This is a genomic window from Citrobacter sp. wls717 (genome assembly GCF_005280955.1).
GTDB classification, from domain to species: domain Bacteria; phylum Pseudomonadota; class Gammaproteobacteria; order Enterobacterales; family Enterobacteriaceae; genus Citrobacter; species Citrobacter werkmanii.
This window is the reverse complement of record NZ_SZWW01000016.1, coordinates 420906-444471: the sequence shown is the minus strand read 5'-3', so window position 1 is coordinate 444471 and position 23566 is coordinate 420906. Positions and strand designations below refer to the sequence as shown.

The window sequence follows — 23566 nt, the reverse complement described above, 5'->3', positions numbered from 1 at the left end:
TCACATTGTCGGCAACATTCCCCCTCAAACATCAGAATCGGTAATGGGAAATATCAATTTCAGCCAAATCAATAATGGCAATCTTTATTCTTATAACGGTAGGGGTATTATTTTTGCGAACTACATTAACGGTTTGAAGCGCGAGTGTAGATATTATCTATATTATAAATGGAGTACTACAATGAATAAATTCTCCCTTTCTACAGCAGGTATTCTGGTCGCAGCGCTGTTAACCAGTGTTAGCGTCAATGCAGCCACTGATAGCGCGAAAACTGAAGTGACGCCGAAAGGCATGAGCTGCCAGGAATTCATTGATCTGAACCCGCAGACCATGGCTCCGGTGGCTTTCTGGGTGCTTAATGAAGACGAAGATTTCAAAGGTGGTGATTACGTCGACTATAACGAAACCGTCACAACCGCAGTACCTCTGACCGTAGAACTTTGTAAAAAACATCCGCAGAGCGAATTAAGTAAAATAAAAGACGAAATCAAAAAAGAATTATCAAAATAAAATTAAAGCGTTATTAAAACCCGGCCAAAGTGCTGGGTTTTGCTATTTGTGACGCCGTCACTTATTTATTTTGCAATACTTAAGGAAACTTTATAAAGATAAAAACGCCGGTGCCGATACTGGGTAAAAGTTAGCCTTTTGCAGAAGGAGTTTGTATGGCCTGGTATCCTACTCGTATTTCAACGCGTTTAACCATTGGCGGCATTCTGCTGCTTGCAGTCACTACACTTGTTATTGTTGCGATTATGCTCTGGCGAGGGCAGCCGCGCGTCGTTGAAATCAATACCGCCCTGATCGAAGAAACGGGGCAAGGTTTAACCCGCCAGTTAAGTACCGTGTTGTCGCGAATTGAAGGTGAGACCGTCGGTTTGTCGCGACTGGCCGAAGTGCTGCCCAACGATGAATCGCTATATCAAAGCGTTGTTCCACATTTGATAGGTGAAGATAAAGAATCGATCATTACCGGCGGCGGCATTTGGCCAGAACCAGACGCCTTCACCGCAGGCGTAGAAAAACGCAGCTTTTTCTGGGCGCGTAACGCTGAAGGAAAGCTGATGTACTCCAACGACTATAACGTCGAAGGATCAAGCGGATACCACAATGAAAGCTGGTATCAGCATGCCAAGGGACATTCACAAAACAGCTGCTTATGGTCTGATGTTTACCAGGATACCAGTTCCGGGGTCAACATGGTAACCTGCAGCGTTCCTTATCAACTGGCCGGTAAGTTTGCCGGCGTCGCCACTACCGATATTCGTCTCGATAACGTTGCCACCTTTATGCAACAGCAGGGAAACAGCACCGGCGGTTACGCGTTCGTGGTGGATAAACAGGGACAAATTCTCTATTTCCCGCAGGCAGACCTGACAAAACACAAAACCATTAACGATCTGGCGCAAAGCGCGCAATGGCTTATCCCGGTGGAAAACGGTCTTAAATCTTTACGTCCGGCAGATGGGGTGAAGACGATTACGCTTGCCAACGACAATGTGTTGAATACGCCGACCCGGGTAATGCTATTCCCGATGGCGGATACCGGCTGGGTCGTGGGGCTGGTGACGCCTGAATCACGCATCGTCGGTCTCGCCAAAGTGATGATGCAGGACGTGCTGGAAGTGTTGATCCCAATTATGACGCTATTGCTGGTGGGATCCTGGCTGGTGGTTCGCCGACTGATTTCGCGTCTCGATGATACCCGCCAGGCGCTCGATGATATTGCGCAGGGCGAAGGCGATCTTACCCGTCGCCTGGATGTGCGCGGCAAAGATGAGATTTCGGCTATCGCCGAGGCGTTTAATCTGTTCGTCGATAAAATCTCAGCCATTCTGATCACCGTCAGAAGCAGTAGCGTGGTGGTGGCGAATAATGCCGTCAGCCTGGCAGACAGCAATATGGAACTTTCATCTCGCGTCACGCAGCAGGCCGCTGCGCTGGAAGAGAGTTCGGCGGCGATGGAACAGTTAAATGCGACCGTTCATCAAAATGCCAGTAATACGCAACTGGCGGATGAGCTATCCGATAGCACCGCGCAAACGGCCAACCGCTGTGGCGATGTTATGCAGGGCGTGATCTCAACAATGGATAACGTCAGCGCGTCATCCGGCAGAATGGTGGAAATTGTCGCGGTGATTGACAGCATTGCGTTCCAGACCAATATTCTGGCCCTGAACGCCGCCGTTGAAGCCGCCAGAGCGGGCGATGCGGGCAGAGGGTTCGCCGTTGTCGCCTCTGAAGTACGTACGCTGGCCCAGCGTAGCGCCACCGCCGCGCAGGAAATTAAAGCATTAATTGATGAATCCGTATCTCATGTTGGTAGCGGAAGTCAGCAAATTCACAATGCAGGCGAACGGCTGGGAGAACTGGTCAATAACGTACGGCAGGTGCGTCAGTTGATGGGGGAAATACGCGTTGCAGGCGAAGAACAGCGTAAAGGCGTTTCCGAAGTCACGCTGGCCGTTACCGAAATGGACAGCACCGTTCAGCAGAATGCCTCGTTAATTGATGATGCCGCAGCACGTACCCAGGCCCTGAAAGAAGAGGCGGAACAACTGGCGTTGCTGGTCTCCTCATTTAGATTACCAGAACCTGCTACCGCCTGAGCGTCGAGTGAGGTCCGGGCGTAACCATTGCACCCGGACAGTCGATTAATGATCAAGGTACAGGTAGTGCATCCAACTGGTCATGCGCAAGAGTATTTTCCGTAGCAATGATAATGCTTCAAAATGCTGAGCTGAATAGACCGCAACCTGAGCGGCAACACCGTCTGGGAGTTGCTGTTCAGCCTGATTATTATCAACTTCGATACTGACCAGCACTTTGTTACTGCCCGGTGTGACGTTTAAGGATTGCAATGTTCCCTGGGCATAATAAGCCCCGGTCGGGATCACGGGGGCAACATTGATGACTTTTCCCTGTACTACTTGTCCCGGCAGGCCATTGAAGACAATCTCAGCTTCATCACCCACATTGAGACGTAAGATCGAGTTTTGACGAAACGCCGCAACAATTTGGTTTTTGTGCGCAGGAATAAACACCATAACAGGCTTAAAAGGCAGTCTCGACGCATAGGTTCCCGGACGAACCAGTAATTGGCTGACATAACCGTCGCTGGGGGCGCGAACAATGGTTTGCTCATAATTAAATCGAGCCTCATCAATTTGAGCTTGCAGACTGGCGATCTGCGAGTTTTGTCCATGAATAGTGCTGTCGAGTTCTTTCTGGATACTGTTCAGTTCAGCATTGGCGGCGTTCATCGCCGCATCCTGAGCCAGATAATCCTGGCGCGCTGTATCAATATCATTGGCAGTAAATGGGTTCACTTTTGCCTGACTGCCTTTCTGGTAGCGCTGATAGTTTTTGTAATATTTATCACGTTCAGCCCTGGCCTGTTCTAGCTGCAGTCGCGCGCTATTGCGTTTCTCCTCAAGGGCCAGAACGTCATGTTTTGCCGTAACAATGTCCGCTTCAAGCTTTTCCAGTTTAGCTTTATAACGGGCAGGATCGATTTTAAACAGGACATCTCCTTTTTTTATTGGTGTGTTAATTTTATCCGTTACTTCTGAAACCACCCCGGTAACTTGCGGAACAACGGGAATGCCCACAACCAATTTTTGTGCATCTTCTGTATAGGGATGATTATAATTCATGGTAAGGATCAGCGCCCCAAGCATGACCACGCCCCCCAATACCGCTGAGGGTAATGTCCACTTATTCAACGGAACCTTAAATACTTTAAAAATGACGTAAACGATAGCGGCGTAGGTTAATGTTAATAATATTTCCACGATTAATTTACCTTTGGATCCTGCGGGCTGTATGCGCTATTAGTTTGTTCATGTGTTTTTTCCAGTATCGCAATCCGCGCGCTTAGCTCAGCGATATTATGTCCTGAGGTATTGCCATGCCAGCCATGCTTATCACTGTATAATGTTGCCCAAATCCAGAGAAATGGCCAAATCGCATGTAATGTAAATAAACTGACCCAACCCGCGACATGTATGGCATCGAGGTGAGGGTGGTTGCGTTTCTTTGCAATCTCGTACGGGATGTCGTGCAAGATTAATACGCCATAAAAAATAATTAAGAACACCAGGATGAGTATTGCTAATGATAAATAATTGAGCAACATAGTAACTCCAACAGAATTTATAACTTAATTAGAGGGTATCTCTAACGTTGTTTTTCGCCGGATTCGAGCACCACTACTGCTACCAGTAAAGCGACCGACCAACCAGTTAGCAGTGCGCCTGTCATGCCTTCAAGTGAACCGGAGATCTCCCAGAATCGTGGTAACAGCAAATCGCCATAACCGACGGTGGCAAAACTTGTAATTGAAAAATAAAGCGAGTCGTAAAATGAACTAAAGCAATGATGAATATAATAAAATGTTGCATAAACGCCACATTCCAATAAATGAGCAAGCAGTAATAAAGAGCATAATAATCCTGCTCTCGGCTTTCTCAATGTTGCACATTGCAGGCGTCTGGTTACCCATCGCGTCAAAATATAATGAACCCCCACACATAATCCAGTAATAAATAGCGACCACAAGATATTTTTAATTAACATTGAAAAAGCCCACAAGAACCATTTTGTTCATTGATATTATCACTGTGTTTTTTTTGACAAAAAGTATTAATGTATTGCAAGTATAAAATCAGACTTTCTTGTAAGGCTAATGTTAATAATAAAATCCAAAAATGGACTTTTCAGGTTTGATTTTTTCTCTATTACCGATAATCATTAATAAGATTATTTAGTGAATTAGACTGAGCCTTCTATGACCAGCAATACTGAACAAACCGGTAGCAGCGAAGAACTCCTTGCGACTAATATAACCAAACTTTTCAATGCATTACTGCCACTTTCTGAAGCCCAGTCGCTATATCGCAGCGGTTCTTTTATTATGGACTCTCAGGGTGAGAATGGGATCTGGTTGTTGACCGAAGGTAGAATAGTCATTCGCCGGCGCACTGATGGGCTCATCCTGGCCAGTCAGCAGGCGCCAATGATGCTGGGAATGGCCGAGTTCTTTCTTCCCACTGGGCATAACTTTTATAATATCGAAGCAGTCAGCCCATGTACTACTCATGTAGTGAAGAAAACGGATTTCATGACTATCGTTAATCGCGATCGACTCTGGGAATCTGTGGCAATAGTTGAAGCGTATATTATTCAGGTAATGAGCCAGCGCGATCGCCTGATCACCAGTCGAACCGCAACTGATATGGTTTGGGGACATCTTGAACTTTTACAGCAAGAGCCGGATGACGTCAGAAAAAGAATCCCGGCGGTACAGTATATCAGGGAGCGAACCGGGCTTTCCCGCAGCACCATTATGGATACGCTTGCCAGGTTAAAACGACAGGGGGCGATCCAGTTGCATCGCGGGCATTTAATCTGCATTTCGGCAGATTAACCACCGCATCCGTCCATGATTTAAATATAGTATGATGGGTCTTATGACGGATTTATGACGTTAAATCCATCAAAACATATGTTATCCGCTTTGTATCAACCTCAATTTAACTCTATAATATTGTGTGTAAACTGGCATTTATCCAAATAAGGGCCAATATTATGGATTTAACACTCAATACGGCTGCTGATATCGTCAAACTACTCTGTGACAGATTGCGTAAAGAACGACTCGCGCGGCAAATGACGCAGGCTGAGGTTGCCGCGCGTTCAGGTGTCGGTGTGAATACCGTTTCGAATCTGGAAACAGGTAAGAACGTAGGATTTGAGAATCTGGTCAAAGTCGCAATGGTGTTAGGTTATGGCGATGCGCTGGAGGGTTTATTCAAACCCAGGATAGACAGTCTGGATGATATTTTGCGTTACGAGAAGAGCGCGGCACGCCAGCGGGTGAAAAGGAAAAATTCTGATGCCTGAACAAGTTGATGTCTTTTATGAAGGCTGGGGTGAAAAATGGCTGTGGGGAAAACTGGTGTCTTCCACAGCCCTGACCGGACGCCCGTTGATCGCCTTTGAATACAGTGAAGACGCCATACGTAAGGGACTGGAACTGTCCCGGCTGATGTTACCGCTGAACGGCCCACGTTTACGCAGGGATTTCCCGGCTCATCAATTGGGATTACCTGGACCAGTCTATGATTCGTTACCTGATGGCTGGGGTATGCTGTTGATGGACCGATTATTTAAACGCCGCGGACTAAACGCAGCGCGCATAGGTCCTTTGGAGCGCTTAACCTGGGTCGGCAACAACGCGATGGGCGCCATGACTTTCCAGCCCGTTCAGTCAGATGTCGAGAAGATTTCAAAAGAGGATGTGCCTCTCGAACAACTGGCCGCTGAGGTGCAGGAAGTCCTGAGTGGAGACGGCGGGGAATTCTTGCAAAAATTGCTTCAGATGGGCGGTTCGCCACAAGGGGCAAGGCCAAAAGCGCTACTTTATCGTGACAGTGTCACGTCAAAATTTACTACTGCGCCGCTACCCGGGAGCGAAAGCTGGTTGATTAAATTTCCCGCCAGGCATGAGCATGCTGAAGTATGTGCCATCGAAGCGGTTTATGCTGAATGCTTGCGTCAATGTGGGATTACCACGCCCGATACGGCATATTTTGAGCTGCCCGGCGGGCAGGCGGCCTTTGCCACCCGCCGTTTCGACCGTGACCAGTCGATACGTATTCCAATGCAGAGTCTGGCGGCACTTACCGGAGCAAATTACCAGTTACCCGGCGCTTTAGATTACCGGGATTTTCTGCGCGCCACGCAGATCTGTACCAATGATGTCAGAGAAAAGGCGAAAGCGTTCGAACGCGTGGTTTTCAACGTGGCATTCAACAATCGTGACGATCATCCGAAGAACTTTGCTTATTTAATGTCAGCCGATGGAAACTGGACTCTGGCTCCGGCTTACGACGTCACCTGGTGTGAAGGACCCGGCGGGTACCACCAAATGGACGTGCTGGGGGAGGCGCTGGATATCAAAAGAAAGCACCTTCAGTTGCTTGGCGTTCAGGAAGCTGAGCTCTCTGCTGACCAGGTGAACGCCATAATCGAAAAGATCTGCCACTCTGCGATAGGGCTGAGCGCTATCGCCAGTGACAAATACCCCGATCAGATAACGCAAACCACGCTGGATACGATCCAAAAACAAATTAATGATAATGTCCGCCGGTTACTGTCCAAGTGATGCAGATACCGTCGTTACACTGACCTAAAGATAACCATTAACGCCCCCAACGGCTGCGAATATAGGTTACGGCCTCATGCGTTTGCGGCTGATTGAGATAATCTTCGCGAAACAGGATGGTGCCGTTGATGTGTGGTTCGGACTCGTTCAGATCGAGCTGCTTTTTCAGCTCTGGCACGCCACCTTTGACTGTCCAGTCCGGCTCTTTTCGTGAAGGTTCGCCGACTTTATACAGCGCCACTCCAATGTAAAGGCGAGTGTTGGTTGATTTCACAACATCTGCCCACCACTTCGCCAGCACATCGTATCGCGCCGCATCACGGGCAAAAGGCCAGTACAGCTGAGGGGCGATGTAGTCCAGCAAGCCTAATTGTACCCAGCGACGAGTATCAGCATAAGATTCATCATACGCTGCTGCGCCACGGGTGTCGGAACCCGCAGGATCGTGAGAACGATTGCGCCATACACCGGCGGGGCTGACGCCAAATTCCACCTCAGGCTTAAGTTTCTTAATGGCCCGCGAAACCTGGGCGATCAATCGTTGGGTGTTATCGCGCCGCCAGTCAGCTTTGGAATCAAATCCCTGACCATATTTTCTGAAGGTCTGGCTGTCGTTAAGCGCTGAACCGGGAGACTCGGTATAGAAGTAGTCATCAAACTGCACGCCGTCGACCGGATAATTTTCCACCACTTCCGCCACGATGCTGGTGATCCAGTCGCGCACTTCGGGAATACCGGGATCCAGTACAAAACGCTCGCCCGAGGTGCGGATCCAGTCCCGGTGCAGGACATAAACGCTGGAGGGCGTCTGCGACAGCGTGCTGTTTAATTCGGTGATCGTTGATGGTTTGAGATTAACGGATACGCGGTAAGGGTTAAACCAGGCATGAACTTTCATGCCGCGTTTATGCGCTTCATCGAGCATAAACTGTAGCGGATCGTAACCCGGATCCTGACCAATCGTGCCGGTTAGCGTATCTGACCACGGCAAGATTTTAGATTGCCACAATGCGGTACCATCGGGTTTGACCTGGAAAAAAACGGTGTTGATGCCAAGACGTTTCAGGTTATCCAGCTTATCCGTCAACGCTTTCTGCTGCAGGCTGATACGGATGGCAGGGGAACTGACATTCACTGATGAGATCGGCGGCCAGTCCAGACGGGAAACCGTCGCCAGCCAGATTCCGCGCACCGGCTCCTTACTCTGTTGCGGTTTACTCACCGGAGGTAGTGGGGCGACTTTGGGACCGGGCGGCTGTGAAGAGCAACTGCCAAGTAACAACATACTGCCCACAAGTACCGCGAACCATTTCAGATTGGTTCGCGGTACTCTGGCATGGCAACGGACGAAGATATTCGCCAGTTTTTTCTGATATTTTCCTGAAAAGAAACCGGATGCTGGCATCAGACTATGCTCTTATTTTTTCTTGTTGCGGCTGTTAGCCCAGGGATCAATAGCAGGTGTAGTGTTGTTGAACGGGGTCACGTCATGCAGCGAATCAAGATAGAGCGCTTCAACTTCAGCACGCGCCCACGGCGTACGGCGCAGAAATTTTAAACTGGATTTAACGCTCGGCTCATTTTTAAAGCAGTTGATGTTAATGCGTTGAGCAAGCTCGGCCCAACCAAAACGATCGACCAGTGCATTGACCTGCATTTCTAGCGTAACGCCATGTAAAGGGTCTTTTGAAGTATGAGCATTCATATGAAGTCCAGTTCGGTATTTCCAGATTTTGTCAGTCGTGCAACGAGACAGATTACAAGAAAGCGGAACGACCAGCAATGGCCCAAATCGACACTGATCTTCCAAGGAACATTCGCTGAAACTGTAAAAAGAAGAGGGCGGACAGACCTGACACTTCAGGCTAATCGCGATGGAAGAACTCTTTCTCGTATAGCAATCCGTTACCCTGTAATACTTCCGAACTGGCTGGCAGGTCAAGAGAAGTGATCAGGAATTTTTCCGCACTATATTCATAAGGTTCACCACCAACCCACATGATCTTCGCGCCATCGGCCACCAGAACGATACTGGGAGGGACCAGACAGCTCACCGGAGGAGCGGGTTCGTTTCGGCGGAACAATTCGAGTCCTTCTACGGCTGTAGGAAAATCACCGGTGCCGGGTGTACGCTGAGCAATATCGTTCGAAAGCTCACAAAGTAATTTTTCAACCGACTTGTCAGAAATCATTCTGTAATACCTCACATTTTTACGTCTTTTGGCGTAATCAACTTAGCAGCTATGAAAATTGAAATATACGCTTTGAAATCAGGTTCAGAGGATCAGGCAAATAATGCAGAGTATTTTAATAACATCTTTCATTAAAGATACTCAAAATAACAACACTGAAATTACAATGAAAGGTTCTAATATCATGTCGCCAAAATCTTCAGCGCGCTTTTTTAATGGCGCACTCCTTGCCGGAGCAATGGCTCTGATTTCAACAGAAACTGCGGGCGCCCAGCCTGCACCAGGCACAGCAGATTCTTCAGTGCGTCTGGTTCATACGTGGGATAAAACTTTCCCAAGAAGCGAAAAAGTGGATCATCAAAAAATGACTGGGACACGTGCCAGAGCGGCCACGATCGAGATTTTACCTTCGTGAAGTGATGCTGCGTGTTTACCAGCGCCAGTTGATTGATTGCCTGACAAAGTTAAAAGCCGCCTACATAGAAGGTGGCTTTTATTTCTTCCCATCGATAGGGTAGTCGGAAATCACAACGTATTTAATTATTGCGTATCCAAGAGTAGAAACAGAAGCGATGAGTTAGAAGTGGTGTCAACCAATGTCCAAATGCCAGCAAACGAAAGATTAATGGGGACTTAACTCTATGACTTTATGCGCATCACATGATTTAACATAATATACATTATGCGCACCAGTGACACGGAGAGCCATTTTTACGGTTCCGGCCTGGTCAATCAACCACATCACACAACGAACGGCTTACAGCGCGTTTCACGCAGCATGGCAAATTCACGTATCGATAAACCGGATTACGTGAAATTTTACGTAATCCGTGGTGGCCACCACCGCCGGAACTGGCGAACGTCACCCGCAGCCGCCGCAGCTACATCACAACGCCTTTAATACTCGTGCGCGGATCATTACGTATAACGTCTGTTTTTTCGATTCGTCAGACGTTGACGAAAACAGCCAGCCAATTCTGGCTGGTTAAGAGGTTTTTATGGTGTCCGGTCATCCACTCAAACCGCGCCGATACGTAATAATTTTTACGTACTGACCCCGTTCACAGGTCTGCGACCCCGACGACCTGGAGACCATATTAGGATATCGCAATACCTCTCGCCCTTAGGCTACGCCTGCTTGAATTGATTGCCTCAAGAAGGCGGAGGCGGCTTTCGCAGAGATGAACGGCGAGTAATTCTGCTGCCTTATCAGTATCCCGCGACCGAAGCGCAGCAATTATTTCTCGATGATCATCCCACGCGGGATTTGACGGCGCTTTGTCGAACCATCGTGCCCGTGAAAGTCGGCGCAGGGCATCGCTTACCCCTTCGAAAATAAACGCATTCTGACAAAGACGGGCCAACTGTAGATGGAATCGTGTCCCGGCATCGTCCATCACCTCTTCTGGCGCATCAGCAGTATTCGTTTTAAGCAGGTTTTCCAGACCGTTGAGTTGTTCTTCCGTCATTTGGCTGGCGGATAGTTTTAATGCTGCCACTTCCAATACTTCCCGGTAAATACACAGCTGTTCAACTTCAGCGACATCAATCGGTGCCACCATCCAGCGTAACCCGTCACGACATACTAGCCCTTCTGACTCCAGCTTTTGTAATGCTGCACGCACAGGTGTCCGGGACGCGTTAAACGTCGCTTCAGCCCAGCGCTCCGTTAACCGCTCTCCCGGCCCCAGCTCCATGTTGAGTATCAGTTTTCTTAATTGGTTTTCAACCTCAGATGCCTGGCTCATGACGGCAATGATCTCCCAAAAATTGACAGTGAAATGCATTATCTTTATGGTATACCAATATGGTATACCAAGAAAGAGTATTTCTATGACCCAATTGTATAACAGCTTCTGGCAACGAAACCTGCTCGTTTGCTTCATTGGCTCGTTCTCAACCGTCTTCGCAATGACCCTTATGCTGCCGTTCCTGCCTTTGTATGTCGAAGAACTGGGTGTTAGCGGGCATGCCGCGGTCGTTCAATGGTCTGGCGTAGCATTTAGCGCAACGTTTATCACTGCCGGGTTGATCGCCCCTGTCTGGGGAAAACTCGGTGACAGATATGGACGCAAGTCGATGCTCGTGAGAGCCAGCCTTGGCATGGCAGTTACTGTTTCGCTTATGGGGCTGGTGACAAATATATGGCAACTTGTCGGATTAAGGTTGTTAGTTGGCCTGGCAGGAGGCTACTCATCCGGCGCGACAATTCTTATCGCAGTTCAGGCTCCCAGAGACCGTGCAGCCTGGGCGCTGGGGATTGTTTCATCCGGTGTAATGGCTGGCAATCTTGTCGGTCCACTTGCCGGAGGATGGCTTCCTGGTCTGATCGGTATTCGAACCACGTTTTTCTGTGCAGGTGCGCTGATATTTCTGTCCTTTATCATGACCCTCACTCTCATTCGCGAAGAGGTGCAAAAGCCTGAGGATACAGTGGCAAAAACGGGAGTGAGCTGGTCGCAGTTGCCTGCCCGTACTGTAATTATCTGCATGCTTTGCACCGGTCTGCTGCTGATGCTGGCCAATATGTCGATAGAACCCATTATCACAGTCTATGTGCGCACTCTCGTCAGTGAGGCTTCTCAGATAACGAAAGTAGCGGGATATGTGATGGCTGCAACGGCTCTGGGCAGTATTATTTCCGCGTCATGGCTAGGAAAAGTGGCAGACAGGATAGGACATTTACGCATTATCACGCTGGCACTGACTGCGGCCGGTTTACTGCTGATCCCTCAGGCATTTGTCACCTCCGGGTGGCAACTGATTGCCCTGCGTTTCCTTATGGGACTGGCACTCGGAGGCTTATTGCCTTGTATTGCAGCAGTGATACGCCACCGCGTACCAGAAGGTATGGTGGGCAGCATTCTTGGCTATTCCGTCGCAGCACAGTTCGCTGGCCAGTTCATCGGACCGCTGATTGGCGGCTTTGTCGGCGGGCATATCGGTATGCGAGCCGTCTTCCTGGCAACCAGCTGCATCCTGCTAGCCGGAGCGGTCTGGAACTTTAAAATCCATCGCCAGTCAGCAACACGCTAACTGACTTCATTACACGTCATCTGCAAACTTCGGAAATTTTATGTCAAATCAACTTAGTAACATCAGTAAAAACAGCGCTCTGCTGGTTATGGATTTTCAGACGATCATCCTTAACAATTTCCTCCCGCAAGAAAGCGCTGGAAACGTTATCCGCAATACCGCATCACTGATAGCCGCTGCACGCACGGCAGGCGTACCGGTCATTTATGTCAGTGTCGGATTCCGCAAGGGGTATCCAGAGGTCAGCAAAAACAACACGATCTTTTCTGCGATTAAAGAGAATGGAATTTTTATGGCTGACAACGAGAGCACGGCTATTCATCCTGATGTCGCTCCGGCAGAGAATGAGGTTGTCATCGTTAAACGCAGAGTCGGAGCTTTCTCGTTTACCGAACTTGAGATGGTTCTCCGTGCTCAAGGCATTGAAGAGCTGATTCTTACCGGTGTGACGACCAGTGGCGTTGTGCTTTCTACAGTGGGGCAAGCGTTTGACCTGGATTACCGCCTTATCGTTGTGAGTGATTGCTGCGCAGATCCAGATCATGAAACCAATGTGTTTTTACTTGAAAAAATTCTACCTCAACATGCTTTTGTTACCAGCTCATCTGAAATAGCAAAAGCCTGGGCATAAAAATATGAATTGCTGACATCAAAATAACCGTAATGTACTGGGGGAAGATGACCGGATATGCCCGTTCATATGAACGTCCCCCCTGATTAAAGATGGCGTTGCATCGACTCATTGAACTCACAGCACTAAGCAGACTTTTCAACATTTGGACATTTCTAACGAGCCAGTGATTAGACAATTCTGGTGAGCTTTGACAAGTAGGTAATCGTTATATACTGCTCCATGAGACATCGCTTACTTTCCGAAAAATGGTAATCAAACTGCCCCCCTCCGATACAGGATGTGTTGTGCTAACCGGTGATCAGGGGGCAACGCGGGATGCACGAACTCTTCAGTTTTATTCATGCCCAACCGTATCATCAGATGCTCTGACGGTTTATTCAGCACCGACGTAAATGAAACCACCTCACTTAACGCCAGGTCCTCGAAAGCAAACGTCAGGCACGCCTCGGCGGCCTCCAATGCCAGCCCCTGGTGCCAGAAGGATTTAGCAAGACGCCAGCCTATTTCGGTACAGGGTGAAAAGTGAAATTTATCAGGTTGTGGATGTAAACCTACACACCCCACAAACTGCTGTGTTTCTTTAAGTTCAACGGCCCAGAATCCCCAGCCGCGCTCTGTAATGCCTTCCTGGAATCTGGCAGCCAGGTTGTCGCTTTCCGTTCGTTGCAGCGGAGCCGGAAAAAAACGCATCACGTCCGGATCGGCATTTAATGCGGCAAACGGGGCTTTGTCTTTGTCTTCCCACGGGCGTAAAATCAGTCTTGATGTTTCCAGCATATTTCTGCCCTTCTCCTGTATTTTCATATAATCTTCTAAAAGAAATGGCTCATCGGCAAGGACTTATGTGCCCCTTTCCGCCTTCTTCTCTCATACTGGAGATTCATTCATGGCCGACTGGAATCCTGCGCTTTATCTGCAATATGAAACTGAACGATCAAGACCCGCTGCGGAATTACTCAGCAGAGTGGCGTTAGAGAATGTCCATTCAGTGGTCGATCTTGGCTGTGGTCCGGGAAACAGTACGGCATTACTGCATCAGCGCTGGCCCTCGGCTTTAATAACCGGGGTTGATACCTCACCCGCCATGCTCAATGAGGCGCGCAATGCATTACCGACATGCCGTTTTATTGAAGCGGACATTCGTTCATTTCAGACAGAGCAGCCTCTGGACCTGCTGTATGCTAATGCCTCATTGCAGTGGGTTCCCGATCACTATGAATTGTTCCCGCATCTGGTATCGCTACTGGCTCGCAATGGCGTGCTGGCGGTACAAATGCCGGATAACTGGCTAGAGCCAACGCATGTTTTGATGCGTGAAGTGGCTTATGAACAAGGTTACCCTGACCGGGGCCGCTCGCCGCTTCCTGGCGTTCACGCCTACTATGATATTTTGACTGAAGCGGGCTGTGAGGTGGATATCTGGCGCACAACGTATTATCACGTTATGGATTCACATCAATCGATTATCGACTGGGTAAGCTCAACGGGCCTGCGGCCCTGGTTGCGTGATTTGAGCGAAAATGAGCAACATCTTTACCTCGCACGTTATCATGAACTGCTTCAGGAACAATATCCTCTGCAGGAAAACGGTAAAATTTTGCTGGCCTTTCCGCGGTTATTTATCGTAGCCAGACGTAATGATTAAGCGTTTATTATAAGTGCATCACAGGAGCTGACTATCTGCCATGCGCGCCCTCGCCTTTTTATCATGAGGATCTAGTGGCAAAGCCTGTCATCTGCTAGTGTCTGGCAACGTGTTTCTGACAGGAGTTGTCATGTCTAAAGTCTATATTGGTGGCTGTCTGTGTGGTTCGATTCGCTTCGCGGCCAGCAGTCCTAATAATTCCCATACCTGCTCCTGCGATATATGTCGGAAACATACGGGCGCACCAACCGTCGTCTGGATTGAGTTTAATGCAGAAAATGTAACGTGGACGGGTAAAGCCGGAAAACCGACAACCTGGCGCTCTTCTGAGACGTCAAGTCGGGCATTTTGCCCTCAGTGTGGCAGTTCCGTAGGCGCCATTGATGACGCCCCGGTTATTGCGCTGTTAGCTGGCGCTTTTGACGATCCTGACGATGAAGACCTGGCGCCGGAATTTCACTCTTTTTCAGATATGCAGCCTACATGGTGGCAAAAGAATGTAACTAAGTGAGTTGGTAATGCTTATCCGGAATGTGTTTTGCTGGCACGTTTGTTTCATCATTCATCTGTAACAAATCGATTTCAATCGCATTGCAAATCGCATCCAGCGGGAGGTCGTTGTTCTCTGTACCAAACGGATCTTCCAGCTCTTCTGCAAGCGTATCGAGCGAAATAAAAGTATAGGAAATCAGCACTGAGATAAACGGCGTCATGTAATGTAGATCTACCACCAACGCGAATGGCAACATGATGCAAAACAGATAGACCGTGCGATGAAGGATTAAGGTATAAGCAAACGGGACGGGGGTATTCGCGATCCGTTCACATCCTGCCAGCACCGCAGACATATCATTTAACCTATTGTTTAAACTATGGAATAATATGTCTGACAGTTGACCATTGCGCCGACGTACAGCTAACCATTCCCCCATCAGCAACAGAATGCGATTTGCCGGTGATTGTGAGGCAAATACTATTCGCAGATCCTCCTCACTAAGGTATTTCGCCAATGGTTCAGCCTGTGGCTGACGGCGTAAAGTCATGCGTAAACAGTGGGCAAAGGCGATTTGCAGACGAACAAACTGTCCCAGTTCGCTGTCGTCCGGCAAGGTAGTTTTTACTTCACGTAGCAGCGACCGGGAAGCAATCATCAACTGCCCCCACAGGTGTCGAGCCTCAACATAACGTGAATAACAGGCGTTATTACGAAAACCTAAAAAGATAGCAATCGCCACGCCGAGAATGCTGAACGGTGCCAGGGTAAATTTGATGCCCAGCATCGTATACCACGGCAGCATGATAATAACGGCGATGGAGAGCAGGAAGTTCAGCAGCAGACGTGAAAAAATTTTAGATAATACCGACCCATGCCAGACGAATATCAGGCGTAGCCAGTGTTGTTGGGGGCGAACGATCATGGTTATCTTCAGAAAAATGTGAAATCCGTCACATTAGACGCGAACATGATCAATGTTGCAAGCTAATCGCAACACTATCTAAACATCTTTCCTCCTGCTGAACGGACAATGCGCTGAAGTGGCAGACTGTCACCATAAAAGTAGAAAACTATAGTATGTTGTAACTAAGTAAGATCTGTAAAAAACCCGGCCTGAGCCGGGTCTGCGTATTAGCACAGTGGTTTAACGGCTTCGCGCATGCCTTTTAGCAGAATGCTATCCAGATCGGCAGTAACCTGTTCTACCAGTCCGGAAACTTCTGTAAGATCCTGTTCCCAGTGTTCTGTAACGGCCAGCACAGCTTTAACCAGCTCTTCGGTACTTATCTGGCGGTCATGATGCTGGGACCATAGCTGTTGAAAACGCGTCATCCAGTGCGCATCATCCTGAACCGGGTAAGACTCACCGTTACGCTCTCCACGGTAGAACGCAATCAACGCGGCAAGCGCAAAAGTCAGACGCGCAGGCAGTTTACCGCTGGCCTGTTGCCCCGCCAGCAGTTGCGGCAAGATGCGAGTGCGGAATTTAGTCATGCCGTTCAGGGCAATCGACAACAACTGATGTTTGATATACGGGTTGCAGAATCGACCTGTCACTGCGCTGGCAAAAGACGCCAGCTCATCGCGTGGTAAATCCAGCACTGGAATAATTTCTTCATAGATCGCTTTTTCCACGAAGGCGCGAATCTCCGCGTCATTCATGGCCTCCCCCACGGTATCCAACCCAGCCTGCCAGGCAACGGGAACCAATGCGGTATGTGCGCCGTTGAGAATCGCCACTTTCCGTTCTTTATACGGTTTGATGTCATCAACAATCAGGACATTCAGCGGATATTTATCCAGACGCAACTCAGCGGCTAATGACTTCGGTCCCTGGATAACAAACAGATAGAAGTGTTCTGCGGTGTCCAGAAACGCATCGTGATAACCCAGTTCCGCTTCAAGCTTCGCGACTTCATCACGTGGATAGCCAGTGACAATACGGTCCACCAGCGTGGAGCAAAAGGCGTTGGCCTGATCCAGCCATTGGATAAATGCTTCCGGCAATGCCCACTCCTGGGCATAGCGCAGAACCAGTTCACGCAGCGCATCACCATTGTAATCAATCAGTTCACAAGGAATGATTATCCAGCCTTTATCCGACGCGCCATTAAAATGGCTGAAACGCTCGAACAGCAGTCGGGTCAGTTTGGCCGGATAACTCACCGCTGGCGCATCCTCAAACTTATCACCAGCATGATAGCTGATGCCGGCTTCGGTGGTATTGGAGAAAACAAAACGCATATCAGGGTTATGCGCCAGCTTCAGGAACTCATCGTACTCACTATAGACGCTGATCTCGCGGTTAACCGAACGAATTAAACGGGCGTCGCTCACGGCCTCGCCCTTCTCATTCAAACCACGAATGATGGTGGTATAAAGGCCGTCCTGTGTACTCAGTGATGGAGGGAAAGTACTTTCGATAGGTCGGACAATGACCACACCAGAGTTAAGATCGGTATGCTCATTCAGCAGATCGACTTGCCAGTCAACGAAGGCGCGCAGGAAGTTTCCTTCACCAAACTGAATAATGCGTTCAGGATACTGAGCACCGGGGAAATCGCGACGATTTAAAGTTTGCACAATGGGTTCCCTTTTTGATTAGTCATACAACCTGATTGAATTGGTCCAATAGGTTAGCAAACTTTAATACATTGAAACCCTGTTTTGATCAATCCCCAGCGACAAATTAGAGAGTTTTATAAAAAAGTGTGGTCCCGGTCAGCGTCCCGTCAGGCATTTTGGCATAGTCAGGTATCACTCCTGCTTTTTGCCACCCACACTTGTGGTAGAACAACTCCGCGCCACTGCCCGTCGCCGTATCGAGCACCAGCAACGTTTTGCCCCTTTGACGCGCACAACTTTCCAGCTCGTTCATCAGTTTCCGGGCAATCCCGCTCCGCCGCGCAGAAGTATGAACCAGCAGCTTAGCGACATCGGCGCGATGAGGTTGGTTTTCAGGTTGATCGATAATGAGCTGGACGGTACCGACAAGCGTTCCCTGGGCATTCTGGGCGCCAAGAACGAGTCTTTCCCCACGGGCAACGCTTTGCGCGACGTTCATCCAGAAAGGCCGTGATTTCTCACGATTAAAAGGCAGCATAAAGCTGACGGAGGCGCCATCATTGACGCACTGTTCAAGGACATCGCTGAGCTCGTCGATTCTCGACAGAATCTGGGCCGCATTCAGCACGAAGCAGGGTTTGCAGGAAGCCATTTTTTCTCCTTAGATTGACCCCCTCAGCATGCTTTTAACAATTACATAACACAAGGGGTTGTATCATAGGATAATGTTATCTATGGCTTGTTCATTTGAATCACTAACCAGTGATAAATAACCGTGACAACGTAACGTTGCTGTTGTTCGTTAAGCGCCACACCCTGAGGAATGTCATGCCATTTTGCCAGACACCCCCGACAGCAGGTCGCCGTCGCGTGCTGCGCGATAAAAACCGGGTGACCACGCATTGGCGTCTGCTTCCCATCATTAGCGGGAAAAGCGGGAGCCAGCCGTTTGGCAATAAAATCGGCTGCATGTTGTTCAATAACCGGCGCGCCTTTATCCAGACAATACTGCCTTTCTTTCTGGCCGAGGCGAAACCGCGAGCGAAACGTCGATTTCGCCAGCCGGGCAAAAAGAGGATCGAGCGTATTCATCAGTAAACCGAACGCCCCATTTGTTGCGTTAGTTGCTCCAGCGCGGCGATACCCGCCAGTGAATTTCCCGCTGGGTCCAGTTCCGGACTCCAGACAGCAATCGCCATCTCGTGCGGAACAATGGCCACGATACCGCCACCCACACCAGATTTTGCCGGCAACCCAACCCGCCAGGCAAATTCCCCTGCGTTCTGATACATCCCACTGGTCGCCATCAGCGCGTTGATTTGTCGGGCCTGCATCGGCGTCACTACGGGCTCCTCAAGATGGAAGGCATGGCCCTGATTCGCCAAAAATACGAAGGTTCGCGCCAGTTCCACACAGCTCATTTTCAATGCACAGTAGTGAAAATAGTTTTGCAACACAGTGGTCACGTCATGGTTAAAATTGCCGAACGATTTCATCAACCAGGCAATAGCCGCGTTACGTGCGGAATGCTCAAACTCTGATCGCGCCACCGTCGCATCGTAGGCGATATCCGGGACGCCGCTTAATGCCCGGACCACTTCCAGCATCCGTTGACGTGGTGCGCTCAGACGCCCTTGCAGCATGTCGCAAACCACCAGCGCCCCGGCGTTAATAAAGGGATTACGCGGGATACCCTGCTCCAGTTCCAACTGCACCAGGGAATTAAAAGGATGACCGGACGGATCTTTGCCAACGCGTTGCCAGATCTCCTCTTCCTGATAGTGACGCATCGCCACGACCAGGCTTAATACCTTCGAAATCGACTGAATAGAAAAGCGTTCTTGTGCATCCCCTGCCTGATAGTGCTGCCCATCGACGGTACAGATGGCGATGCCCAGTTTTGAACCGTCGACAGAGGCTAACGCAGGAATATAATCAGCGACTTTACCCTGACCAATCAGCGGACGAACCTGCTGTACAATGGTCTCTAAAATTGAATTGTCCATGGCCCTGGCCACAACATGCTCCTTGCTCGCAGGTATGAAAGGCCTGCGAGTATAACAGAGCTGAATACGCTGCGTCAGACCATTAGGTGTCAGCGGACGAAGAGTCAATGACAAAAATATGCCGAGACCAGACAGGTGCCCCCGACGGAGGCACCCTCACCTTCAGAGGCGGTTTTTCCAGACGGTCTGCACATTACAAAATTCATGCAGGCCAAAATGCGAAAGCTCGCGACCAAAACCACTTTTCTTCACGCCGCCAAACGCTACACGGGCATCGCTGGCGCTGTAACCATTGATGAATACGCCTCCACACTCCAGACGAGAGGCCATCTTCTGGGCCAGCGCGTCATCCGCAGTGAACACCGTGGCGGATAATCCAAAATCACTGTCATTCGCCAGCGCCAGAGCATGTTCCGCATCCCTGGCAACGGTGATCGCCGCAACCGGACCAAACAGCTCCTGACGGAAAGCCGTCATTTCTGGCGTTACGCCGCCCAGTACCGTCACGGCATAGTAATTGCCCTGACCTGCTATTTTTTCACCGCCAAGAAGTAACTTCGCCCCTTCGGCCAGGGATGCTTCAACCTGCTGATGCAACTCATCACGCAGATCAAATCGCGCCATCGGTCCAAGGTCGTTTTCTTCGTTTAACGGATCGCCCATTTTGAGCGCGCTCGCGGCCGCCACAAAACGCGCAGTAAATTCTTCTGCAATCCCTTCTTCGATAATAAAGCGCTTCGCTGCCGCACAAACCTGCCCGGTATTCTGATAACGTCCGGCGACTGCCGCTTTAACGGCCAGATCGAGATCGGCATCATTCAGGACAATAAACGGATCGGAACCACCCAGTTCAAGTACGCATTTTTTCAGCGCCGCCCCCGCCTGAGCACCAATCGCCGCACCGGCGCGTACGCTACCCGTTACCGTGACCGCCGCGATGCGCGGGTCGTTAATCATCTGACTGACTCCGGCGTTATCGGCATTGATCCAACCGTAAACACCGGCTGGTACGCCTGCATCAGCAAAAACCTGTGCAATAATCGCAGCACAGCCGGTTACGTTAGGCGCATGCTTTAACAAATAGCCATTTCCGGCCAGCAGAATCGGAATGGCGCCACGCAGCACCTGCCACAGCGGGAAATTCCACGGCATGATCGCCAGAATAGTTCCAAGCGGGCGATACTCAATCACCGCCTGGTTATTTTCCACCAGCGTGGGCTCCGGGTTCAGCATCGCGGGTCCATGTTCGGCGTACCAGTCACACAACGCGGCTGACTTGGCGACTTCACCCCGAGCCTGTTTGATGGGTTTACCCATTTCACGTGAAATACACTGCGCCATCTCTTCCGCGCGATTACGCAGGGCCTGGCCGATATGACGCAGCGTATGCGCGCGGTGCGCGACGGTAGTCTGTTTCCATTCACTGTAGCCACTTGCTGCAAGACTCAGTGCCTGAGCAATCTCTTCAGTACGGGCCCACGGCATCGCCGTCAGTCTTTCACCGCTGGTAGGATCAACCGAAATAGCATGTGTTGCTGCTGTGATAGTCATAGATGCCTCTCTTTATCGCAGGGTATGGTTATATCATGAGCATATTTACTCTTTCTGAAAAATGAATAATATTAACCACACCATTCACGATTAGAGAATATTATGGATCTGACGCAACTGGAAATGTTCAATGCCGTCGCGGAGACCGGCAGCATTACGCAGGCCGCAGCGAAGGTGCACCGCGTGCCGTCCAATCTCACTACCCGTATACGCCAACTTGAGGCCGATCTTGGCGTCGATCTGTTTATTCGTGAAAACCAGCGCCTGCGGCTTTCCCCCTCCGGGCACAACTTTTTACGCTACAGTCAGCGGATCCTGGCGCTGGTTGAGGAAGCGAGAATGGTGGTCGCCGGGGATGAACCGCAGGGCTTGTTTTCGCTCGGATCGCTGGAAAGCACCGCCGCGGTGCGTATTCCTGCAACGCTGGCTGAATATAACCAACGGTACCCGAAAATTCAGTTTGCACTGGCGACAGGTCCCTCTGGCACCATGCTGGACGGCGTGCTCGACGGCACGCTGAACGCTGCCTTTGCCGATGGCCCTATTACCCACCCCGGACTTGAGGGTATTCCGGTCTATCGTGAAGAGATGATGATTGTCACCCCACACGGTCACCCTCCCATCCAGCGGGCCAGCGACGTCAACGGCTGCAGTATTTATGCGTTTCGCGCCAACTGTTCCTACCGCCGACATTTTGAAAGCTGGTTTCATGCCGATCGCGCCATGCCGGGTACCATTCATGAAATGGAGTCATACCATGGGATGCTGGCCTGCGTTATTGCCGGTGCGGGTATCGCGCTGATTCCACGTTCGATGCTGGAGAGTATGCCCGGACACCATCAGGTCAACGCCTGGCCATTGAGCGAAAACTGGCGCTGGCTGAATACGTGGCTGGTCTGGCGAAGGGGGGCAATGACGAGGCAACTGGAAGCCTTTATTGAGGTATTGAACCCGCAGCTGTAAAAATGAGATCCGCATCACGAAATGATTGTATTTTCACCAGCAAACGTTTTAAGATCGCGATCTTACCTTTTCGCAGCTAATCCACTGATTCACTATGACAACAGACACTGTTTCCCGCAAAGTGGCGTGGCTACGTGTAGTTACGCTCGCCATTGCCGGTTTTATTTTCAATACCACAGAGTTTGTCCCTGTCGGTTTGCTGTCCGACATTGCACAAAGTTTTAATATGCAGACCGCTCAGGTCGGGATCATGCTGACGATCTACGCCTGGGTTGTTGCCTTAATGTCGCTTCCCTTCATGCTGCTCACCAGCCAGGTGGAACGACGCAAGCTGCTGATCTGTCTGTTTGTCGTGTTCATCGCCAGCCATGTACTCTCTTTCCTGGCCTGGAATTTCACCGTGCTGGTGATTAGCCGCATTGGTATCGCCTTTGCGCACGCTATTTTCTGGTCCATTACTGCATCGCTGGCAATTCGTCTGGCCCCGGCAGGAAAACGCGCGCAGGCGCTTAGCCTGATTGCTACCGGCACCGCGCTGGCAATGGTGCTGGGTCTGCCTATCGGGCGTATCGTCGGTCAGTATTTTGGCTGGCGCACCACGTTCTTTGCCATCGGCATGGGGGCGTTAGTCACCCTGCTCTGCCTGATTAAGTTACTGCCTGAATTGCCCAGCGAACACTCCGGTTCACTTAAAAGTTTGCCGGTGTTATTCCACCGTCCGGCATTGATGAGTCTGTATGTGCTGACGGTGATTGTGGTCACCGCCCACTACACGGCTTATAGCTACATTGAACCGTTTGTACAGACCGTCGCCGGACTGAGTGCCAACTTTGCTACCGTGCTGCTACTGATTCTGGGCGGCGCGGGTATTATTGGTAGTGTGATATTTGGCAAACTGGGTAACCTTCATGCGTCCATGCTTATCAGTAGCGCCATTGCCCTGCTGACGCTGTGTCTGGTGCTGCTGCTACCAGCCGCTGACAGCGAAATGCACCTCGCCATCCTGAGTATTTTCTGGGGCATCGCGATTATGTTGATCGGCCTTGGCATGCAGGTAAAAGTGCTGGCGCTGGCCCCGGATGCCACCGATGTCGCAATGGCGCTGTTCTCCGGTATCTTTAATATCGGCATTGGCGCTGGCGCGCTGGTGGGAAATCAGGTGAGTTTGCACTGGTCGATGTCAACGATTGGTTATACAGGTGCAGTGCCTGCCGTTGTCGCGTTGGTATGGTCGGTGATTATCTTTCGTAAATGGCCAGTATCGCTCGAAGAGCGGCCTCAGCATTCATAAAAAACGGGCCTGGTAAAA

At 50.0% G+C, this 23566-nt stretch carries 23 protein-coding genes and 3 pseudogenes; 12 read left to right on the top strand and 14 right to left on the bottom strand.

The features are described 5' to 3' along the window. Positions 1-181: 181 nt before the first annotated feature. Together hdeB and FDX09_RS12210 are read left to right on the top strand one after the other, a co-directional pair. Entirely contained in the window at positions 182-511 is a 330-nt protein-coding gene (hdeB, locus tag FDX09_RS12215) for an acid-activated periplasmic chaperone HdeB (protein ID WP_032939734.1), read from the top strand. Positions 512-666: 155 nt separating this feature from the next. Next, positions 667-2610, top strand: a complete 1944-nt coding sequence (locus tag FDX09_RS12210; protein WP_137347279.1) for a methyl-accepting chemotaxis protein — start codon at positions 667-669, stop codon at positions 2608-2610. 45 nt (positions 2611-2655) lie between these two features. On the opposite strand, the gene FDX09_RS12205 is transcribed toward FDX09_RS12210, so the two are convergent. From FDX09_RS12205 to FDX09_RS12195, 3 genes are read right to left on the bottom strand one after another with little or no spacing between them, the layout of a single operon-like run. Then, entirely contained in the window at positions 2656-3795 is a 1140-nt protein-coding gene (locus tag FDX09_RS12205; RefSeq protein ID WP_137347278.1) for an HlyD family secretion protein, read from the bottom strand. A 2-nt stretch (positions 3796-3797) separates the two neighbouring features. Further along, complete coding sequence (locus FDX09_RS12200; protein WP_042308402.1) at positions 3798-4139, bottom strand: DUF3302 domain-containing protein; 342 nt, start codon at positions 4137-4139, stop codon at positions 3798-3800. A 41-nt stretch (positions 4140-4180) separates the two neighbouring features. Beyond that, positions 4181-4579, bottom strand: coding sequence for an ion channel (locus tag FDX09_RS12195; RefSeq protein WP_085048211.1), 399 nt, complete (start codon positions 4577-4579; stop codon positions 4181-4183). Positions 4580-4790: 211 nt separating this feature from the next. Between FDX09_RS12195 and FDX09_RS12190 the strand changes: the two genes are divergently transcribed. The 3 genes from FDX09_RS12190 to FDX09_RS12180 all read left to right on the top strand — a co-directional run bounded on the left by FDX09_RS12190 (position 4791) and on the right by FDX09_RS12180 (position 7169). Then, on the top strand, positions 4791-5429 hold the full coding sequence (locus FDX09_RS12190; RefSeq protein ID WP_137347277.1) for a helix-turn-helix domain-containing protein: 639 nt from the start codon (positions 4791-4793) through the stop codon (positions 5427-5429). A gap of 161 nt (positions 5430-5590) precedes the next feature. Then, a complete protein-coding gene (locus FDX09_RS12185) occupies positions 5591-5905 on the top strand; it encodes a helix-turn-helix transcriptional regulator (RefSeq protein ID WP_087856616.1) in 315 nt (104 codons plus the stop codon). Next, the gene (locus FDX09_RS12180; protein WP_137347276.1) at positions 5898-7169 is read left to right on the top strand and encodes a type II toxin-antitoxin system HipA family toxin; all 1272 of its coding nucleotides are present in this window, start codon (positions 5898-5900) and stop codon (positions 7167-7169) included. Before FDX09_RS12185 ends, FDX09_RS12180 begins: the two co-directional genes overlap by 8 nt. 37 nt (positions 7170-7206) lie before the next feature. Here the strand turns inward: FDX09_RS12180 and FDX09_RS12175 are convergent, their stop codons facing one another. The 3 genes and pseudogenes from FDX09_RS12175 to FDX09_RS12165 all read right to left on the bottom strand — a co-directional run. Continuing rightward, on the bottom strand, positions 7207-8574 hold the full coding sequence (locus tag FDX09_RS12175; RefSeq protein WP_137347275.1) for a glycoside hydrolase family 10 protein: 1368 nt from the start codon (positions 8572-8574) through the stop codon (positions 7207-7209). Positions 8575-8586: 12 nt separating this feature from the next. Next, positions 8587-8874, bottom strand: a complete 288-nt coding sequence (locus FDX09_RS12170) for a VF530 family protein (RefSeq protein ID WP_087856619.1) — start codon at positions 8872-8874, stop codon at positions 8587-8589. 205 nt (positions 8875-9079) lie between these two features. Continuing rightward, positions 9080-9361, bottom strand: a pseudogene (locus tag FDX09_RS12165) (AraC family transcriptional regulator); the annotation flags it as partial. A 166-nt stretch (positions 9362-9527) separates the two neighbouring features. Here FDX09_RS12165 and FDX09_RS12160 point away from each other — a divergent pair. Beyond that, positions 9528-9731 (top strand): annotated as a pseudogene (locus FDX09_RS12160) (alpha/beta hydrolase); the annotation flags it as partial. Positions 9732-10458: 727 nt separating this feature from the next. Here FDX09_RS12160 and FDX09_RS12155 read toward each other — a convergent pair. Next, positions 10459-11109, bottom strand: coding sequence for a GntR family transcriptional regulator (locus FDX09_RS12155; RefSeq protein WP_137347318.1), 651 nt, complete (start codon positions 11107-11109; stop codon positions 10459-10461). Between the two features lie 85 nt (positions 11110-11194). Here FDX09_RS12155 and FDX09_RS12150 point away from each other — a divergent pair, with 85 nt between their 5' ends. Then, positions 11195-12397 (top strand): MFS transporter, encoded by a 1203-nt coding sequence (locus FDX09_RS12150; protein ID WP_137347274.1) that lies wholly within the window; start codon positions 11195-11197, stop codon positions 12395-12397. A 40-nt stretch (positions 12398-12437) separates the two neighbouring features. Continuing rightward, positions 12438-13044 (top strand): annotated as a pseudogene (locus FDX09_RS12145) (isochorismatase family cysteine hydrolase). Positions 13045-13283: 239 nt separating this feature from the next. On the opposite strand, the gene FDX09_RS12140 reads toward FDX09_RS12145, so the two are convergent. Next, positions 13284-13808, bottom strand: a complete 525-nt coding sequence (locus FDX09_RS12140; protein ID WP_137347272.1) for a GNAT family N-acetyltransferase — start codon at positions 13806-13808, stop codon at positions 13284-13286. 109 nt (positions 13809-13917) lie between these two features. On the opposite strand from FDX09_RS12140, the gene tam reads away from it, so the two are divergent. Then, a complete protein-coding gene (tam, locus tag FDX09_RS12135) occupies positions 13918-14676 on the top strand; it encodes a trans-aconitate 2-methyltransferase (protein ID WP_137347271.1) in 759 nt (252 codons plus the stop codon). A gap of 130 nt (positions 14677-14806) precedes the next feature. Next, complete coding sequence (locus tag FDX09_RS12130) at positions 14807-15187, top strand: GFA family protein (RefSeq protein ID WP_085048228.1); 381 nt, start codon at positions 14807-14809, stop codon at positions 15185-15187. Here FDX09_RS12130 and FDX09_RS12125 read toward each other — a convergent pair. The 6 genes from FDX09_RS12125 to sad form a co-directional block, all read right to left on the bottom strand. After that, entirely contained in the window at positions 15180-16094 is a 915-nt protein-coding gene (locus FDX09_RS12125) for a bestrophin family protein (protein ID WP_085048229.1), read from the bottom strand. The genes FDX09_RS12130 and FDX09_RS12125 overlap by 8 nt on opposite strands. A 209-nt stretch (positions 16095-16303) precedes the next feature. Next, a complete protein-coding gene (locus tag FDX09_RS12120) occupies positions 16304-17755 on the bottom strand; it encodes a tagaturonate reductase (RefSeq protein WP_069325035.1) in 1452 nt (483 codons plus the stop codon). Positions 17756-17861: 106 nt separating this feature from the next. Next, complete coding sequence (locus FDX09_RS12115) at positions 17862-18389, bottom strand: GNAT family N-acetyltransferase (protein ID WP_137347270.1); 528 nt, start codon at positions 18387-18389, stop codon at positions 17862-17864. Positions 18390-18469: 80 nt separating this feature from the next. After that, positions 18470-18829 carry a DUF4186 domain-containing protein gene (locus FDX09_RS12110; RefSeq protein ID WP_038640562.1) on the bottom strand — a complete coding sequence of 120 codons (360 nt, stop codon included), beginning with the start codon at positions 18827-18829 and terminating at the stop codon, positions 18470-18472. Continuing rightward, complete coding sequence (gene glsB / locus FDX09_RS12105) at positions 18829-19755, bottom strand: glutaminase B (protein WP_038640560.1); 927 nt, start codon at positions 19753-19755, stop codon at positions 18829-18831. The genes FDX09_RS12110 and glsB overlap by 1 nt, the downstream gene beginning before the upstream one ends. 150 nt (positions 19756-19905) lie before the next feature. Further along, complete coding sequence (sad, locus tag FDX09_RS12100) at positions 19906-21294, bottom strand: succinate-semialdehyde dehydrogenase (RefSeq protein WP_137347269.1); 1389 nt, start codon at positions 21292-21294, stop codon at positions 19906-19908. Positions 21295-21396: 102 nt separating this feature from the next. Between sad and FDX09_RS12095 the strand changes: the two genes are divergently transcribed. Continuing rightward, a complete protein-coding gene (locus FDX09_RS12095) occupies positions 21397-22257 on the top strand; it encodes a LysR family transcriptional regulator (RefSeq protein WP_038640556.1) in 861 nt (286 codons plus the stop codon). A gap of 94 nt (positions 22258-22351) precedes the next feature. After that, positions 22352-23548 (top strand): sugar transporter, encoded by a 1197-nt coding sequence (locus tag FDX09_RS12090; RefSeq protein WP_137347268.1) that lies wholly within the window; start codon positions 22352-22354, stop codon positions 23546-23548. Positions 23549-23566 lie beyond the last annotated feature (18 nt).